15 protein-coding genes and 1 pseudogene are annotated in these 17,282 nt (G+C 66.0%); 7 read left to right on the top strand and 9 right to left on the bottom strand.

All coding sequences use genetic code 11. From position 1 onward, the window contains the following. Positions 1–137 precede the first annotated feature (137 nt). On the top strand, positions 138–494 hold the full coding sequence (locus tag QMZ26_RS00760; RefSeq protein WP_079221885.1) for a hypothetical protein: 357 nt from the start codon (positions 138–140) through the stop codon (positions 492–494). Positions 495–566: 72 nt separating this feature from the next. Here the strand turns inward: QMZ26_RS00760 and QMZ26_RS00755 are convergent, their stop codons facing one another. After that, the gene (locus tag QMZ26_RS00755) at positions 567–1,268 is read right to left on the bottom strand and encodes a hypothetical protein (RefSeq protein ID WP_283220265.1); all 702 of its coding nucleotides are present in this window, start codon (positions 1,266–1,268) and stop codon (positions 567–569) included. A 136-nt stretch (positions 1,269–1,404) separates the two neighbouring features. Here QMZ26_RS00755 and QMZ26_RS00750 point away from each other — a divergent pair, with 136 nt between their 5' ends. Continuing rightward, positions 1,405–1,839 (top strand): GNAT family N-acetyltransferase, encoded by a 435-nt coding sequence (locus QMZ26_RS00750; RefSeq protein WP_283220264.1) that lies wholly within the window; start codon positions 1,405–1,407, stop codon positions 1,837–1,839. A gap of 31 nt (positions 1,840–1,870) precedes the next feature. On the opposite strand, the gene QMZ26_RS00745 is transcribed toward QMZ26_RS00750, so the two are convergent. Both QMZ26_RS00745 and QMZ26_RS00740 read right to left on the bottom strand, forming a co-directional pair. Further along, positions 1,871–2,392 (bottom strand): hypothetical protein, encoded by a 522-nt coding sequence (locus QMZ26_RS00745; RefSeq protein ID WP_283220263.1) that lies wholly within the window; start codon positions 2,390–2,392, stop codon positions 1,871–1,873. A 150-nt stretch (positions 2,393–2,542) separates the two neighbouring features. Next, a complete protein-coding gene (locus QMZ26_RS00740; protein WP_283220262.1) occupies positions 2,543–3,472 on the bottom strand; it encodes a LysR family transcriptional regulator in 930 nt (309 codons plus the stop codon). A 185-nt stretch (positions 3,473–3,657) separates the two neighbouring features. Here QMZ26_RS00740 and QMZ26_RS00735 point away from each other — a divergent pair, with 185 nt between their 5' ends. The 3 genes from QMZ26_RS00735 to QMZ26_RS00725 are packed head-to-tail and all read left to right on the top strand — an operon-like array spanning position 3,658 to position 7,566. Then, positions 3,658–4,386: a gluconate 2-dehydrogenase subunit 3 family protein gene (locus QMZ26_RS00735; protein ID WP_283220261.1), complete on the top strand. Its 729-nt coding sequence runs from the start codon at positions 3,658–3,660 to the stop codon at positions 4,384–4,386. A gap of 5 nt (positions 4,387–4,391) precedes the next feature. Continuing rightward, complete coding sequence (locus QMZ26_RS00730; protein ID WP_283220260.1) at positions 4,392–6,167, top strand: GMC family oxidoreductase; 1,776 nt, start codon at positions 4,392–4,394, stop codon at positions 6,165–6,167. Between the two features lie 10 nt (positions 6,168–6,177). Then, positions 6,178–7,566 (top strand): cytochrome c, encoded by a 1,389-nt coding sequence (locus tag QMZ26_RS00725; RefSeq protein WP_283220259.1) that lies wholly within the window; start codon positions 6,178–6,180, stop codon positions 7,564–7,566. A gap of 72 nt (positions 7,567–7,638) precedes the next feature. Here QMZ26_RS00725 and QMZ26_RS00720 read toward each other — a convergent pair whose 3' ends face one another. The 3 genes from QMZ26_RS00720 to QMZ26_RS00710 are packed head-to-tail and all read right to left on the bottom strand — an operon-like array spanning position 7,639 to position 11,022. Beyond that, the gene (locus QMZ26_RS00720) at positions 7,639–8,817 is read right to left on the bottom strand and encodes a hypothetical protein (RefSeq protein WP_283220258.1); all 1,179 of its coding nucleotides are present in this window, start codon (positions 8,815–8,817) and stop codon (positions 7,639–7,641) included. Then, positions 8,814–10,235, bottom strand: a complete 1,422-nt coding sequence (locus QMZ26_RS00715; RefSeq protein ID WP_283220257.1) for an MFS transporter — start codon at positions 10,233–10,235, stop codon at positions 8,814–8,816. Before QMZ26_RS00715 ends, QMZ26_RS00720 begins: the two co-directional genes overlap by 4 nt. Positions 10,236–10,275: 40 nt before the next feature. Then, on the bottom strand, positions 10,276–11,022 hold the full coding sequence (locus QMZ26_RS00710; RefSeq protein WP_283220312.1) for a glucose 1-dehydrogenase: 747 nt from the start codon (positions 11,020–11,022) through the stop codon (positions 10,276–10,278). Between the two features lie 126 nt (positions 11,023–11,148). On the opposite strand from QMZ26_RS00710, the gene QMZ26_RS00705 reads away from it, so the two are divergent. Then, on the top strand, positions 11,149–12,036 hold the full coding sequence (locus QMZ26_RS00705; protein ID WP_283220256.1) for a LysR family transcriptional regulator: 888 nt from the start codon (positions 11,149–11,151) through the stop codon (positions 12,034–12,036). Between the two features lie 82 nt (positions 12,037–12,118). Then, complete coding sequence (locus QMZ26_RS00700; protein ID WP_283220255.1) at positions 12,119–13,357, top strand: MFS transporter; 1,239 nt, start codon at positions 12,119–12,121, stop codon at positions 13,355–13,357. 25 nt (positions 13,358–13,382) lie between these two features. Here QMZ26_RS00700 and QMZ26_RS00695 read toward each other — a convergent pair whose 3' ends face one another. The 3 genes and pseudogenes from QMZ26_RS00695 to QMZ26_RS00685 form a co-directional block, all read right to left on the bottom strand. Then, positions 13,383–14,186: an SDR family oxidoreductase gene (locus QMZ26_RS00695; RefSeq protein WP_283220254.1), complete on the bottom strand. Its 804-nt coding sequence runs from the start codon at positions 14,184–14,186 to the stop codon at positions 13,383–13,385. 50 nt (positions 14,187–14,236) lie between these two features. After that, positions 14,237–15,769 (bottom strand): annotated as a pseudogene (locus QMZ26_RS00690) (GMC family oxidoreductase); the annotation flags it as partial. Then, positions 15,763–17,106: an alpha/beta hydrolase gene (locus QMZ26_RS00685; RefSeq protein WP_283220253.1), complete on the bottom strand. Its 1,344-nt coding sequence runs from the start codon at positions 17,104–17,106 to the stop codon at positions 15,763–15,765. The pseudogene QMZ26_RS00690 and the gene QMZ26_RS00685, both read right to left, overlap by 7 nt. Positions 17,107–17,282: the final 176 nt, after the last annotated feature.

The following is a 17,282-nucleotide window of genomic DNA, read 5'->3' as shown; positions in this document are numbered from 1 at the left end:
AATCCGTCGGCCGGCTATGGCGGGCGGTGCGTGGAGGCCTTGTGCCTGCCGGGATGATTGCACACCGGATTTCGAGCCACGCATCGTCCGCCACCTTTATCGGTGGCGGCTTCTGTCTGCACGCAAGGAGCTATGCCATGACCAAGTCCTACTCCCCTGCCCCAAAGCCCACTCCGGAAGCCCCCGCTTCAGAGCCGGCGCAGGATCCCAACAGCCTTATCGCTCTCCTTCACAGCATCGGCGCCGGTGGTGCGTCCGATGGCCAGCCCTGGCCGGAGCGCCATCCCCTGCCCTGGCGCAGGATCGCCCTTGCCGATGCGGATTGCGCATTGGCCGGCCAGCGCGTCATCCAGGAAATCCTGCTGGCGGCCGAGCGTGCTCGCCAGAACGGCGATCCGGACCAATACGTGGGCGACCGGGTGATGGAAGGCCTCGCGATGGCCTGCCTCGCCCTGACGGTCTTCATCCAGGAGCGGGTACGGCCCGCGACCTGACCGGGGCATCCGATCTGGCCGGGCCTGCGCTCGCGTGGGTCCGGCTGGTGGGGCAGTCGAGCAAGCTCGACGCTACTTGGTCGGCTCCTGCAGGGAGGCTTCCAGCAGCGAGACGTAGGTGTCCAAGCGGGTTCGCTGGGCGATCAGGATCCACCCGACCAGATACAGCATCACCATGGCGAAGATCAGGATGACGCCTGCCCAGCCGATGTCGAAGACCCCTGTCCAGTCGCCCCAGTGCCAGTTGCGGAACTGCAGATATAGCGCGACCAGCAGCGGGAACGGACCAAGGCGCTGCAGCCCTCCGTACATGAGGCCCATACGGTCGACCATGCGGGCTTGTCGGATGCTGACGTACCGGAGGCGCTGCTCGCGATCGGCGCGCGGATACGCTCGGAGTTCGGCAATGACGTCCTGCCACTGCAGAAACTCGCTGTCCATTTCCAATGCGTGGGAGAGCCTGGGCTGGAAGTACTGGCGGTACTCCCGGCGCAGCGTCAGGAAGCCGCCGAGCAGGAAGCCGCCAATCTCGACGACGAGACAGGCAAGCGCCACGAGCAGCAACACACGCTCAGGTATCCAGCGGTCAAGAAAAAGGCCGCAGATGAGCCCCACCGCCGCCGCGGCAATGCCGACGCGGAATGACCATTTCTCAGCCTGGCCCGCCTTGGCGTAGATCGATTGGCCCGACAGTTCCTGTATCCGGGTATGGAGCCCGTGGAACGTCAGGGCATCATCGCGTGCCCGCTCTGGCTGCGGAGTGCCGCTGCTCATCTGCATATCCATTGCGTGTCTCGTCCTGTCCCGGAAGGCGTCTCTTACCAAGCCATCTTAGCGTTTACGGGCTGGCGTCCGGCCCGTGCCGGGTTGTAGCTTACGGGTAAGGAAGATCAACAGCGAAGGATGTTGCATGGATGCTGGCGGTATTGGAAAGCGTGGTTATGCGCTTGCGGAGGCTGTTCCGGCAGAGGTTGAGCGACTGTGCGCATCGCTGCAGGCGTTCAATCAGCCCTTCGTGGGTGACGCTGCGGAGACTCACATCCGTTTGCTGATGCGGGATCGCGACGGTGCTCTGCTGGGCGGAATTCTTGCCGAAGTGGCGTTGGGCTGGCTGGAGATTCAGGTGTTGTGGGTCGAGCCCGGTGAGAGATCAAGCGGTGTGGGGGCTGCCCTGCTGACGGCGTGCGAACGACGGGCGTGTGCGCTGGGTGCGCATGGTGCGCGGCTGGATACGTTTGATTGGCAGGCAGAGGGGTTTTACGCACGGCACGGGTATGTGTGCTTTGGACGGTTGCAGGACTACCCACGTGGGCATGCGAGGGTTTTCATGAGCAAGCGGTTGTAGGCGAACGGCAGTCGAGCAAGCTCGACTCTACTCAGTCGGAATCCCAGTAGCGATTGAAGCGCCCTGTCTTCTGATCATAGAGAAAGAACGAGGAAGCGCTGCCGACACGGAAATACTCAAGTGCCTGTGCGCGGCTGCAGACCTTTCCGCTGGCGTCAACCAGGTCATTCACGGTGTTATAGAGGTGGCAACCTGGAGCGCGCACGTCCAGTCCCATGATGTCGTAGCCGTCTTCCAGATTGTCATCGACGAGAATGTGGCACTGGGACGGCGAGTTCGGATCCTTCTTGCCAAAGCAGACTCTCAGCCCTGAGTGGTGCCTGGCGCGGTCAACGACCAGGGTGGCTTCGTCCTTCAAGCCGTCGCCGTTCATGTCGAGGCTTACTTTGGCGAATGCGGTGGGCGACGTTCGTCGCCATTCGTCCTGCTTTTTGAGGTCTTCAATGCTGACCGCTTTCCAGCCCGCCGATGGTTCGCCCGACCTGGCTGCCAGCGGTGCAGCAAGCGCCACTGCCAAGGCGGCTGCTGCGCTCAGGGAAGTAAATCGACTCATGGCTATCCGTGGCCTTCTTGAGGGATTTTGCTTCTGCCAGCATATACATTATGGGCCACGCCAATACCACCATGCGGGTGCGGGATCCCGCGGGGCTGCGAGGGAAGCAGTCGAGCAAGCTCGACTCTACGGTTCGTCGGCGCTGGGTGATTAACCGGGTGAGATGTTCGGGTCGGTTGCGTAGCGCCAGGCGATGGTGCTCTGCAGGTGGCGCTGCAGGTGGTCGAGGAACACGCGCACCCGGGGCGCCAACTGCTTGCCGGGGCCATGCACGGCACTCAGTGGTGAGGTGGCCAGTGCGTGGTCGGGCAGCACCTCCACCAGCCGGCCGGCCTGCAGATCCTCGGCCACATCCCAGATGGATTTCCGCGCAATGCCGGCGCCCTGCACGGCCATCAACTGCGCCACTTCGCCGTCATCGCACAGGGTCGTGGCGTTGACCGGTACGGCAATGGTCCGGCTGCCTTCCAGGAAGCGCCAATGGCTGACCGGCGGGCTGCCGCTGGCGATGCAGTCGTGGCCCTGTAGATCGGCAATGCGGCCCGGCACGCCCCGCCGCTGCAGATACTCGGGCGACGCGCACAGCACCCGCCGGTTGGGGGCCAGTTGCCGCGCAACCAGGCGCGAATCGTCCAGCGTGCCGTAGCGCAGTGCCAGTTCGATGCCCTCCCCCACCAGGTCCACCACTTCATCGCGCAGTGAGAGGTGTACCCGCACACCCGGATGGGCCTTCTGGAAGCTGCGCACCGCCGGCACCACGTGGCGGCGGCCAAACCCGTTGGGCGCGGTCAACCGCAGCACGCCGGCCACCACATCCTGGCGCTGCTCCAGGGCAGCTTCTGCGGCCTCCACGGCATCCAGCACATTCTGGCAATGCACCCGGAACAGCTGCCCCTCATCGGTCAACGAGGCGCGCCGCGTACTGCGGTTGAGCAGGCGGACTTTCAGCCTGCGCTCCAGCGAGGTCAGCCGCTTGCTGACCACCGCCAGGGACACCCCCAGGTCGCGCGCGGCGGCAGACAGGCTGCCGCCATGGACGATGCGCTCGAAGGTGCGCAGCTCGTGGAGGTCGTCAATCACGGCACTTCTTTCCGTTGGGGCAATAGTTCCTTTCCCATATTGCCATTACGGAAAGTGTGCTGCATCCACACAATGGGTTCATCAACGGTGTCGGGTTCTGCCCGGCCCCGCTCTGTGAATGCGCACGCGGTCGCGACAGCACGCGCGCGATGCTTCACAACAGCCACCCTGCAGGTAGCCAGACAATGAAAGACGATCCCGACAAGACCCTGCCGGCGCTCACGCGCCGCCGCTTTTTCCAGGGCCTCACCCTTATCCCCGTTGCCGCAGCGCTGCCGGGCTGCGCCCCGGGTGATGCCCCCGGCCAGGCCGCGCCCCGCGCCGATGCGGGCACGCCGTATGCCCCGCAATTCTTCACGGCGGCAGAGTGGTCCTTCGTGGTGGCGGCCTGCGACCGGCTGATTCCCTCGGATGAGGTGGGGCCCGGTGCGGTGGAATCGGGCGTGCCCGAGTTCCTCGACCGCCACATGCAGACGCCCTACGCCGCCGGGGATATCTGGTACATGCAGGGCCCCTTCCTGGAAGCGCCCAGCGAGTTTGGCTACCAGGGCAAGCTGGCGCTGCGCGACATCCTGCGCGTGGGCATTGCTGCATTTGATGCGCAGTGCCGCCAGCAGCACCAGGGCAAGACCTTTGCGCAGCTGGACCACGCCGAGCAGGAAACGCTGCTGAAGGCGGCCGAGGGCGGCAAGCTCGAGCTGGAAGGCATTTCCAGCAAGTTGTTCTTCTCCAACCTGCTGGGTGAGGTGAAGAACGGCTACTTCGCCGATCCCAAGTACGGCGCGAACAAGGATATGGGGGCCTGGAAGATGATCGGCTACCCCGGCATGCGCGCCGATTACCTGGATTGGATTGGTGTACGGGACAAGGCCTACCCCTTGCCGCCCGTGGATCTGGCTGGACGGAGAGGCTGAAGCAGATGGCACTTGTGAAACCGAAAGTCGACGCGGTCATCGTCGGTATGGGCTGGACGGGCGCGATCCTGGCCAAGGAACTGACCGATGCGGGCCTGCATGTGGTGGCGCTGGAGCGCGGCGGCGACCGCGATACGCAGCCTGATTTCGCCTATCCCAACGTGGTGGATGAGCTGGAAGGTTCGGTACACCGGCGTTATCTGCAGAGCCTGTCACAGGAAACGGTGACCATCCGCCACAAGACTTCCGATACGGCTGTGCCCTACCGGCAGATGGGCTCGTTCAAGCCGGGTACCGGTGTGGGCGGTGCGGGCAGCCACTGGTCGGGCGCGCATTTCCGGCCGCTGCCGGAAGACATGAAGCTGCGCAGCAACGTGGAAGAGCGCTATGGCAAGGCCTTCATTCCGGCCGACATGACCATCCAGGATTTCCCGGTGACCTACGCCGAGCTGGAGCCGCACCTGCATATGTTCGAGCTGGTGTGCGGCACCTCCGGCAAGGCCGGTGTCATCAACGGTGTGGTGCAGCAGGGTGGCAACCCGTTCGAGGGCTCGCGCTCGGCCGAATATCCGCTGGGCCCCAATCCCAACTACCTGGGCGGTGAGCTGTTCTACAAGGCGGCCAAGGAAATGGGCTGGCACCCCTACCCCATCCCGGCCTCCAACGCTTCAGGCCCGTACGTGAACCCGTATGGCTGCCAGCTGGGGCCGTGCAACGCGTGCGGTTTCTGCAGTGATTACGGCTGCCTGAACTATTCCAAGGCCAGCCCGAATGCCTGCATCCTGCCGGTGCTGCGCCAGCGCCCGAAGTTCGAGCTGCACACCCATTCGCAGGTGCTGAAGGTGAATCTGGATGGCAGCCGCAGCAAGGCCACGGGCGTGACCTACCTTGACGCGCAGGGCCGCGAAGTGGAGCAGCCGGCGGACATGGTGCTGCTGTGCGCGTTCCAGCTCTACAACGTGCACCTGATGCTGCTGTCCGGCATTGGCCAGCCCTACGACCCGGAAAGCAATACCGGCACGGTGGGCCGCAACTATTCCTACCAGAACCTCAACCGCGTGGTGTTGTTCTTTGACGAGACGGTGCAGGCCAACGGTTTCATCGGCATTGGCGGTGCGGGCACCACCATGGACGACCTCAACGGCAACCAGCTGGACAACGCCAAGGCGGGCTTTGTGGGCGGCGGTCTGGTGTGGGCGCGGCAGCCCGGTGCGGGCCCGGTGCGTGGCATCAACGTGCCCAGCGGTACGCCCGCCTGGGGCGCGAAGTGGAAGAAGGCGGCGGCGGACAACTTCCGCCACAACTTCTATTACGAGGTGCAGGGCGCGTGCATGTCCTACCGGCAGCACTACCTGAGCCTTGACCCGACCTACAAGGATGCTTTCGGCCGGCCGCTGCTGCGCATGACCTTCGATTGGCACCCCAACGAGATCAAGGCCTCGCAGTTCTTCGTGGACAAGGCCATGCAGATGAGCAAAGTGCTGGACCCGCTTTCGATGAGCGGCGATGCCAAGAAGGACGGCGAGCGCTACAACATCACCAAGTACCAGAGCACGCACACCTGTGGCGGCGCGATCATGGGCGCGGACCCGAAGACCTCCGCGCTCAACCGCTACCTGCAGAGCTGGGATGTCTCCAACGTTTTCGTGATTGGCGCCAACGCCTTCCCGCAGAACAATGGCTACAACCCCACCGGCCTGGTGGGCGGGCTGGCGTACTGGGCGGCCACGGCCATCCGCGAAAAGTACCTGCCCGACCCGGGCCCGCTGGTGCAGGCCTGAGGACGCGACTATGAAGAAGCTGTTCCTCTGGATGATGGCGGTTGGCCTGGTCGTGTTGCTGGCGGCCCTCGCCTACGCGTTTGTGCCGACCAGAACCCGTGTACTGGCCGATGGCCCTGCTCCGGATGCGGCCCTGATCGAACGCGGCCGCTACCTGGCGGCGGCGGGCGACTGCACCGCCTGCCACACGCGGCCGGGCGGAAAGCCGTTTGCCGGCGGGCTGCCGGTGGCCTCGCCGCTGGGCAACATCTACAGCACCAACATCACCCCGGACAAGGACACCGGCATTGGTGGCTATTCGCTGGATGACTTTGATCGCGCGGTGCGGCATGGCATCGCACCCGATGGCCGCACCTTGTACCCGGCCATGCCCTACCCCTCGTATGCGCGCATCACCGATGAGGATGTGCGGGCGCTGCATGCCTACTTCCTGCACGGCGATATCGCCCCGGTGAAGGAAGCCAACAAGCCGGTGGAGATCACCTGGCCGCTGTCGATGCGCTGGCCGTTGGCCATCTGGCGCAAGACCTTCGCGCCACAGGCCGATGCGGTGGCCTTCGATGCCAGCCGCTACAGCGATGCGCAGCTGGCACGGGGCGCCTATCTGGTGCAGGGCCTTGGCCATTGCGGCAGCTGCCACACGCCGCGCGGATTTGCGCTGCAGGAGAAGGCACTGGACGAATCCGGCACCGCGTACCTCAGCGGTGGCCAGATCATCGATGGCTGGAACGCGGTGAACCTGCGTGGCAACCCGGCCGATGGCCTGGGCCGCTGGAGCGAGCAGGACATCGTGGACACGCTGCAGACCGGCCGCAACGCGCACAGCACGGTGGTGGGTACGCCGATGGCCGACGTGGTGGTGCACAGCACGCAGAAGCTGACCGAGGAAGATCTGCGGGCCATGGCCGTGTACCTGAAGCAGTTGCCGGGCAGCGGTCATGACCCCTCCTCGTTTGCTGCCAGCGATGCCACCGCGCGCAAGCTGCAGGCCGGTATCAACGACAGCCGCGGCGCCGAGCTGTTTGTGGACAACTGCGCGGCCTGCCACCGCACCGATGCCCACGGTTACAAGGACGTGTTCCCGTCCATCGCGGGCAACCCGACCGTGCTGGCGGACGACCCGACCTCGGTGGTGCGCCTGCTGCTGCACGGCAGCGCGTTGCCCTCCACCGACAAACGCCCCTCCAACCTGGGCATGCCGGGCTTTGCCGAGCGCCTGAGCGATGAAGAGATCGCCCAGCTGGCGACCTTCATCCGCCAGGAGTTTGGCAACACGGCGTCTGCAGTGGATGCGGGCCTGGCCAGGAAGGTGCGGGCGCAGTTGCAGAAGGAGCAGAAGCACGCTTCAGCAGCGCACGACCCGACCGATGCATCTGACGATGAGGCGCCTGCCAAGTAAGCAGAGCTCCAGAGGTGTGGCGCGCCGGGATCAGCCCCGGCGCGCCTCAGAAGTAGAAGCCGATGTTGACGTTCAACCGGGAAGCCCCTGCGAGGGGCCACCGCCGTTGATGCCGATGCCTTCGCCACCTGAAAACCACATTTCACGCCCGGCAATCCAGTCGACGTAGGTGGTCATGATGTCCTTCTGCAGGCTGCAGCCGGTGACGTTCTGCCATGAGTTGCGTGTGCCGGCGCTGTGCCCCACCGGGCGCGTCATGCTGAGGTTGTTGTAGCAGGTCAGGTCATCCAGCCGGCCCTTTCGCGCAAACGAGTAGGCGACATTCGCGCTCGGCACATCGGCCTGCGCTGCAATCTCGAACGGCGCCTGGAAGGCGGACATGGCGATGCGCTCGCCAGGAATGTCATAGCGATAGCGCGCCCACTGCAGCTGCGTCGTCCAGCCATCGCGCTTCCACTGTGCATGCACGGCGGCGCCTTGGTGACCGTGATGGCGGCGCGTCTGCGTGTTCTGCACCTTGCCAGTGAAGGCCGATGCGCCCAGCAGCAGCTCGCCGCCCGCCCAGGCATGCGCGCGCTCTACCCGTGCATGCAGCCGCTGCCGCTCGCGGTATGGCAGTGCGTCGGTCTGCGCCACATCGAACGAATAGCGATCGTAGCGGGCACCGGAGCCGTATTCGTCGCCGGAGAACCAGCCGACATGCCAGGTGGTGTCGCCATGGGTGTGTACCAGCACCAGCCCGGGGTCGTAGTCATCCTCGATGCCCAGGTAATAGCCGGAGCCGAACCAGAAGCTCTGCGAGGCGGTAGGCAGAAGCCCGAATGGCACCTGCTGGATGCCGGCCTTCAGCTGGGTCTGGTCGTTGAACTGCCAGCCTGCATAGGCGTGATGCACGGCGTGGAAGCCGTCGTACCAGCGGTACTGCGCGGAGAAGGAGAAGGGGCCGGCCCCGGCATCCAAGTCTGCCTGCAGCAGTTCCAGCTGCAGGCGGCTGGTGGGCGCGTAGTCCAGCCAGCCGTAGTTGAAGCGGACGGCGCCGCCGGGCTCGAAGTAAGGTGCTGCATTCCGGCTGCGCTCTGATGCGCTGGCCTGGAACGTGATGCCTGCCAATACCGTGGCAACAACAAAGGAAATGGGTCTCACGAGGGCGCCGCACGCCTCCCTGTTCTGCGGGGAAAGCGCGCTAGTGTGCCGTTGCTGCGATGAATGAGGCGTTTGCTGGGCGCGCCGTGACGGCGCTGCGGCACTCATTCAAGCGCGTTTGATGCCAGCGCCGGGCGTGGGGCGCTCAGAAGCGCGGCGGCTGTCATCGCGATGGCGATCATCACGCACGCCACCGCGAAGGCCGTGCTGACCTGCTGGGGCCCTGCCCCATCCGGTGCAAGCACGAAGAACACGCCGCCCACCAGTGCGACCGAAAGCGCAGCCCCCATCTGCATGGCTGCGGTGACCATGCCGGCGGCGAGCCCTGCCCAGTGTGGCGCCACCCGATCGACGTTGAGGCGTACCAGCGCGGGCAAGGCAATGCCCTGCCCGATGCCGAGCAACAGCAACGGCACAGCCAGCCCGCCGGGTTTGCCGGCTGCAGCGAGGCCAGCAGCTGAAAGGAGTGCAAGTGCTTCCATGCCCATGCCGAAGGCTGCAACGCGTGCGCCCAGCCAACGCGACAGGTAAAGCCCGCAGCTTGGACCAAGCAGTTGGCCAACGCCCAACGGAAGGATGGCCAGCCCTGCGGCAAGTGCGTCGTGCTGCAGGCCTGCCTGCTGATACACGGCAAAGACCAGGAAGAAGGCGGCCAGGGCGTAGAAGCACACGGCGGCCAGGAGCCCGCGGGGCAGGCCCGAGGAAAGCGTGAGCGCCGAGGGCGGCACCAGGGGCGACCGGCCCGAGTCCTCCAGATGCCTCTGGTAGCGCCAGAAGGCCGTGAGCAGCATTGGGCTCGCCACCATTAGTGCCAGGCTCCACCAGGGCCAGCCACGCTCGCGACCTTCAATGAGCGGCACCACCAGCGCAAGGGCACCCGCTGCCAGCAGTGCGGCACCCCGGTAGTCCATCGCCCTCGCCTGCGCTGCCCGCGTCTCACGAACCAGCAGCAAGGCAGCGGGAAGCGCAAGCGCAATGACGGGCAGGTTGATGAGGAAGACGCTGCGCCAGCCCAGGTCCAGCACGTTCACCGAGACCAGCCACCCTCCCAGCAACTGCCCGCCCACGGCTGCGATGCCGAAGGTGGCCCCATACAGGCCCAATGCGCGCCCTTTTTCGGCCGGCGGAAACAGCGCATGGATGGACGCCAGGGACTGCGGTGCCATGACGGCGGCAGAAATGCCCTGCAGCAGCCTGCCGGCCACCAGCGTGCCGGCGGAACCCGCCAGCCCGCAGATGGCCGATGCCAGGCCAAACCCCAGCATGCCGCCGACAAAGGCGCGCCGCCGCCCATGGATGTCGCCCAGGCGTCCGCCGAGGATGAGCGTTACCGCGTAGGCCATGGCATAGACCGACACGACCAGTTGGGTGACGTCTGCCGGTGCCTGCAGATCGCTGCGGATGGCGGGCAGCGCGACGTTCACGATGAAGAAGTCCAGGGGTGGCAACAGCGTGCCGGTCAGCAGCACCGCCAGTGCCGGCCAGCGGCGCGCATCATGCCCGCCCAGTTTCTGATCGTGATTCATCGGCCTCTCCTGGAGCATTCATTCGGGTCGCAAGCGCGTCTCAGCGCATGCCGCCCGAGCCGAGCATGGTCTCGCCGGTTACCCAGCCCGCATCCGCAGAGACAAGAAAAGCCACGATCGAGGCGATGTCAGCCGCCTGGCCGATGCGGCCCAGCGGTGTCTGCTGCTCATTCCAGGCCTGGAAGTCCGAGCCCATGACGCCATTGGCGTGTGTGCCTTCGGTCTCGATCAGGCCGGGGTTGACCGAGTTGACGCGGATGCCGCGTGGGCCCAGTTCACGGGACAGCACGCCGGTGATCGCGTCGATGGCGCCCTTGGTGCCGGTGTAGATGGCGCTCTCGGCAGGCAGCACGCGGGTGACGAAGGAGCTGACATTGACGATGCTGCTGCCTTCGCCAAGCAGCGGCGCGGCGGCGCCGGTGACCAGCAGCGTGCCCAGGACGTTGAGGTCGAACTGTTGGCGATACAGTTCCTCGGTGGTGTCCTCGATTTTCGCAAACTGGTAGATGCCGGCGTTGTTGACCACGATGTCCAGCCTGCCGAAGTGGTCAAGCGCCGCCGCGACCAGCGCATCCACGTCGGTCTTGCTGCGGACGTCAGCGCGCACCGCCATTGCCCTTCCGCCGACAGCCTCAATGTCCGCGACAAGGGCCGTGGCCGCATCTTCAGCGGAGGCGTAGTTGACTACGACGCGTGCGCCATCGCTGGCAAGGCGGCGGGCAATGCCTGCGCCGATGCCCTTTGAAGCGCCGGTGACCAGCGCGACTTTTCCATTCAGTGTGCCCATTGCGTGCAATTCCGGATCTGGCTGCCCCGGTGTGGGGCGGGGAGTGCATGGTGGGCCTTGCGGGATTGTTTGGGCACTGACACTGCTGCATAGTTCACGTTCAATTTTGAACGGATGGACCTGGCCGTGGAATGGAGTGACATCCGCGTTTTTCTGGCGGTGGTCCGCAGCCGCTCCCTTGGGGAAGCCGCCCGCAGCCTTGGCGTGAGCCATCCCACGGTGGGTCGACGGGTGAAGGCCTTGGAGGATGAGGCCGAGCAGCCGCTGTTCCGCAGAACGAAGGATGGCCTGGTGCTGACCGATGCCGGCGATGCCGTGTTGTCGCTGGCAGAATCGATGGAGGCATCCGCGCTTGCCATGGAACGGCGCCTGGCGGGCAGCCAGGATCGATTGGAAGGCATCCTGCGGATTTCATCGGCGGACTGGTTTGCCGCCCACGTGCTGGCCCCCAGCCTGGCCGAACTCGGGCGGCAGCACCCAGGGGTGGTGCCGGAAATCATTGCCAGCTACCGCCTGCTCGATCTGTCGCGGCGCGAGGCGGATGTAGCGTTCCGCATCGTTCCCTTCAGCGAGCCGGAGATCGTGCAGCGCCGCCTGATGACCATGCCTTATGGGCTGTATGGATCGGAGGCGACGGTACGCGCGGTAGCGGATGATCCGCGCTCGGCCAGGCTCATCCTGATGAACGCGGCGCAGGCCCACTTTCCCGACGTGACCTGGCTGATCGAGACTTTCCCGGAGTCGACGCCGGCCTTCAGCAGCACCAGTCGCAGCGTCCAGGCGCAGATGTGCGCGCGCGGCGTCGGCGTTGCCGTCCTGCCGCGTCCATTGGGTGAGCAGGTGGACGGGCTGCATCGCATCGACGCATTCGGGCAACCGCCCGGGCGTGATGTCTGGGTGGGCTACCACCAGGATCTGCGCCATATGGATCGGCTGCGGGCATTGCTGGAGATCGCGGAACAGAGGCTGCCGCACGCCAGTGCGATAGAGCAGCGTTCTTCCAGGGCATCCTGACGCGTGCCGACGCCACGCCGCCATCACGGCGTGGCGCGCATAACACTGCCGGCCTCCCCTTCCGTGCCCTGGCAGCCGCCCTGTGATCGACCCCACCCCCGATGCGCCCGGGCGCCGGCGCGCCGAGCGCGGCCTGGATGGCCTGAATTTCTTCCTGGCAGACGTTCGCGATGGGCTGGGCCCCTACCTGGCCATCTATCTGCTGTCGGTACACCACTGGCAACCGGCCAGCATTGGTGCGGTCATGACGGTGTCGGCCATCATCGGGTTGCTGACCCAGACGCCCGCCGGTGCACTGATGGACCGCATCCATGCCAAGCGGATGACCCTGGCCATCGCTGCCCTGCTGGTGACCGCCAGCTGCCTGCTGCTGCCGTGGACGCAGGGCTTTGCGGTGGTGGCCTCGACCCAGGCGTTGAGTGCCGTAGCGGCCTCGGTGATCGCCCCGGCCATTGCGGCCATTTCGCTGGGTGTCAGCGGGCCGCGCGCGTTCGCGCGTCGGATGGGCCGCAACGAGACCTTCAACCATGCCGGCAACGTTGTGGCGGCCCTGCTGGCCGGTGGCCTGGCCTACCTGTGGGGGCCGACGGTGGTGTTCTACCTGATGGCCGTGATGACACTGGCCAGCGTAGCCGCCGCGGGCGCGATCCCGGGGGGGGCCATCAATGATGCGCAAGCGCGTGGCCTGGCTGCCCAGCCGCAGGGGGCAAATCCACCCTCCCCCGGGCGCCTGCTGTTGCGGGACCGCCGGTTGTTGCTGCTGGCCGCGTGCAGCTGCCTGTTCCACCTTGCCAACGCGGCGATGCTGCCCTTGGTGGGGCAGAAGCTTTCGGTGAGCAGCCCTGCCCTGGCAACCACACTGACTGCCGGCTGCATTGTTGCCGCGCAGCTGGTGATGATCCCGGTGGCGTGGCTGGTGGGCGCGCGTGCTGACCGCTGGGGCCGGCGTCCGCTGCTGCTGGCGGGCTTTCTGATCCTGCCGATCCGTGCTGCCCTCTACCCCGTGTCCGATGCCCCGGCGTGGCTGCTGGGCGTGCAGCTGCTGGATGGCGTCGGCGCGGGCATCTTTGGTGCGCTCATCCCCATCATGGTGAGCGACCTGAGCGAGGGGACCGGGCGATTCAACGTCACCTTGGGCGCGGTCACCACGGTATTCGGGGTGGGCGGTGCGCTGAGCCCGGCCCTGGCGGGCTTCATCGTGCAGCGCGAGGGTTATGATGCCGCCTTCCTGGTGCTGGCGGTGATCGCCACGGCGGCATTGCTGCTGGCGTTGAAGGTGCCGGAGACACGGCGTGGGCTGGCAATCGAGCGCTCCCCGTAGGAAGCGCAGGCGAGCTAGCTCTCCGTTACCCGGCCAGGGTGAAGACTGAGCCCGAGTCGACGCGGATGTTGGCGCCATTGATGAAGCTGGCGCGCTCGGAGCACAGCAGCAGCACGGCGGCGGCAACCTCTTCCGGTCGCCCACGACGCTTGAGCACCATACCGGGGCGCTCTTCATCCAGGAAGGTGCGGATGGCCTCTTCGAACGACATGCCCTTTTCCTTGGCACGCTTGTGCATCATGGCGTCGGTCATGGGTGTATGGATGAAGGCCGGCGACACGGTGTTGATCATGATGTTGTCCTTGCCGTACTGCTTGGACAGGCCCTTGGCCAGGCTCAGCACGCCTGCCTTTGACGCGCAGTACGGCAGTTCGTCGGTATACGGCTGCACGGCATCTTCCGAAGCAAACAACACGATGCGGCCCCAGCCCTTGGTACGCATCGCAGGGATGGCCTGGCGGCACATGCGTACAGCGCCCATCAGGTTGATATCCAGCGTGCGCAGCCAGCCCTCGTCGCCCACATCGAGGAAATCGCCGGTGGCCCCGGTGACGCCGGCCGCGTTGACGTAGATATCCGGGTCGCCCAGCGCGCTGCGTACGGTGGCCCAGATGCGCTCGACGTCCTTGGCTTCGGTCACGTCACCGGCGACGGCCATCACCTCGCCCAGCGGCGTCAGTTCCTGCAGGGCCTCATCCAGCGTACCGTCGGGCAGGTCAGTGATGGCGACGCGTGCGCCGGCCTGCAGCAGTTCGCGTGCGGTCTGTTTGCCCATGCCCGAATCAGCACCGCTGACCAGCGCAATGCGCCCTTCTATTCCGAGATCCATGTTGTGTCCTTCTTGGGGGAAAATGTGGTGCGGCGCGGTGGCTGCGTTTGCAGGAACCGCTCGGCGGTGCGCAGGCCCAGCGCCATCTGGGTCAATGCCGGGTTGGCCGCCAGCGCGCTGGGGAAGGTGGAGTTGTCGCAGATGAAGAGATTGGGGATGTCGAAGCTGCGGCCGTCGCCATCCACAACCGCGGTTTCAGCCGAATCGCCCATGCGGCAGGTACCCAGGGTGTGGGCCGAGCGCGCGGCGGCGAAGATGCCCGTAGCACCTGCGGCCTGCCAGATGCGGGTGAGCTGGGCCTGCGCGTGCGCGTCCAGTGCCCTTTCGTTCGCGCCGTAGCTGAAATCGACCCGCGCGCGCCGCATGCCAAAGGCATCACGCTCGTCGCTGAGGGTCAGCTGGTTGCCGTCCTGTGGCAGGCACTCGCCGTTGATGCCGATGCCGGCCAGATGCCGGTAGGAAGAGAGCGCATCCACCAGTGGCTGGCCCCACAGGCCGGCGCCCCGGGCCAGTGTATTGGCCAGTGTGGCCGGCTGCACGCCCAGGCTCTGTACCAGGTAGCCCCCGGCGAACGAGGCGTCGTGCGGGCGCACGAAATCTTCTGTGATAAGCGAAGACGGGTAGCCGCGGTTCATGCACATATCGGCGTCGAAAAATCCCCACACCTGGGTGGCCACGTGGGCCATGAAGTTGCGGCCGACCTGCCCACTGGTGTTGGCCAGCCCCAGGTTGAGCAGCAGGCGCGGTGTTTCCACGCCGCCGGCACACAGGAAGGCAGCGGCGCATTTCACCCGGTGCAGGCGATGTTCGCGTTGATAGACCACTGCAGTGATGCGGCCGTGGGCATCGCGCTCCAGGTCCACCACCCGGCTTTGATCACGGATCGCGGCACCGTGTGCCACGGCCCACGGCAGCCAGGAGGTATCCATGGTGGCTTTTGCGCCGTTGCTGCAGCCTTGGTGGCATGCGCCGCAGTGGTTGCAGGACCGGCGCAGACCCCAGTGCGGCTGCTGCCGTGCCTGGCTGACCAGCGCGGCAGGCGCATCCGTGGCGCGCACGCCCAGTGCATCACAGCCACGCTGCATGGCCTGGGCGGACGCGTTGCGCAGTACGGGTGGATAGCTGTACTGGCGGGAGGCGTCCCACGGATAGTGGGCAGGGCCGGATACACCAATGAATGCCTCGACGCGCTGCACGTACGCCTGCAGCTCTGCCGCTGCGATGGGCCAATCGGCCCCCTGCCCTGTCAGCGAGCGCAGGCGCAGATCGCGTGGGTCCGGCCGTGGGCAGAAGGCACCCCAATGGAGAGTGGAGCCACCCACGCCCTGCCCGGAATTATTGGCCCCGAAGGCGGTGGGGGTCTGGCCGCCACTGAGCCGCTCTTCCATCCAGTAGATGTCGGTGGCCAGTTCGTCGGCGAGGTGGTCGTCAGGTGCGAATGTTCGACCCGCTTCCAGCACCAGCACCGATACGCCGGCGTCAGCCAGACGGGCTGCCAGCGGCGCGCCGCCCGCGCCGCTGCCGATGATGACGGCGTCGAACGACTGGTCTGCGCTGTGGCCTGGCTCGGCGCGACTCAGCATGGGAGCTGCCACGCGCCGATCATGTCGGCCGCTGTGTGCTCGTAACCTGGGCTCCGCGCACCTTTGCCGCCGACAGCGAAACCGTCATAGCCGATGGCGGCCCAGGTCGAGGGAAGACTCATCCAGGTTCTGGCATACAGCGCTCTCGCGTCCTCAAACCAGTGCGCCAGTTGGACGGGATCCAGCACGGCGTTGTCTGATGTGAAGGGGCTCTGCTGCTGCACCCGATCAAGCAGCGCGTGCTGTTCGGCAAGGGCAAGCGTGGTGAATCCGTTGGCGGCCACATCCAGTTGATCCAGGGCCTGCGCCCACGCCTCTGCGTCGGCAGGCAGATCGGCAAAGCGCCAGCCATCGCTTTCGTGATCCACCAGCGCGTGACCGATACGCAACGCCAGATCGTTAGGGTCTGCGCCGGGTACGAGGCATATCGCCAAGGCAGCCAGCAGTTCCAAGTGCCGTGCAGGCATTGCCGACGTCGGCAGCGGTAGCGGTCTCGCATGCCGCGCCAGCAGGCGGGCGCGCATGCGCGGTGCGACGCGTTCGGCGTTGAGCAGCTGAATGAATTGCGGTGGCAGCGCGACTGCGGCCAGCGGGAGGGCCCACGCGGCGATGTGCTGGGCAAGCCATTCGGGCTGTTCAACGGGGATCAGGTGCGCGGCGGCAGGCGCGGCCTCGACGGATGCATGCAGATAGTGCGGTGCGTTCAGTACGCGTTGTGCCGCTTCGCCCAGGTCACCGTCCTCGGCGCCGGCCAGTATCAGCGCGGGGATGTGCAGATGCGCGGCCTCTTCCTGGTGGTGCTCGCGGCTGCTCTGCTGCAGCCAGGCACGCCAGGCTACCGGGTCGGTGCGCAGCACATCGAGGATGGCGACTTCGCGGGTCGCACCCTGCAGGGGCCGATGTGTGTTGGCGTCGATGAATGCTTCAGCATGGACGCGCGCGGGTGCTCCGTTGGCGAACCAGCCGAGCATCCTTTCCCGGCGTGCCTCTTCCATGGGCTCGGGGCACGGCGGCGATGCGGCGACCAATACCACGCCCGTCAGACCTGCCAAGCCCTGTACGCCATCGCGGCTGCGGGCGGCGAGCAGCGTGGCGATCTTGCCGCCCATGCTATGGCCGACGGCAAACCAGCACGCGGGAGCACGCGTAGTGACTTCCTGCTGAAACCAGTCCACGAGGGCATCGATGTCGGTCGCACCGTCTGCAATGGTGCCGCCGAATCCAGGAATATCCAGCGCGACACACTCGAACGCGTCGCCCAGGGCGCGCTGTACGGCACTCCATTCCCGATGGCTGGCGCCCAGGCTGTGCAGGAGGAAAAGAACGGGACGTTGCATGCTGACCTCGGGATGTAGCGGCGCGAGCATGGTCGTCGGCCTGTCCACGTGGCGTGCAAGCATGCGTCAACGCAGTGCAACGATCACGTGGCGTTGAGCACTGCCTCACTCTGCCTGCGCATGTGGCTCTCTAGGTTCAATCCACCCCACGTCTGGACATCCACCATGTGCACCCC

This window comes from Stenotrophomonas sp. PFBMAA-4 (assembly GCF_030053215.1).
Lineage (GTDB): Bacteria > Pseudomonadota > Gammaproteobacteria > Xanthomonadales > Xanthomonadaceae > Stenotrophomonas.
Note: the sequence above shows the minus strand (reverse complement) of the source record. Positions and strands in the feature narration are given on the sequence as shown.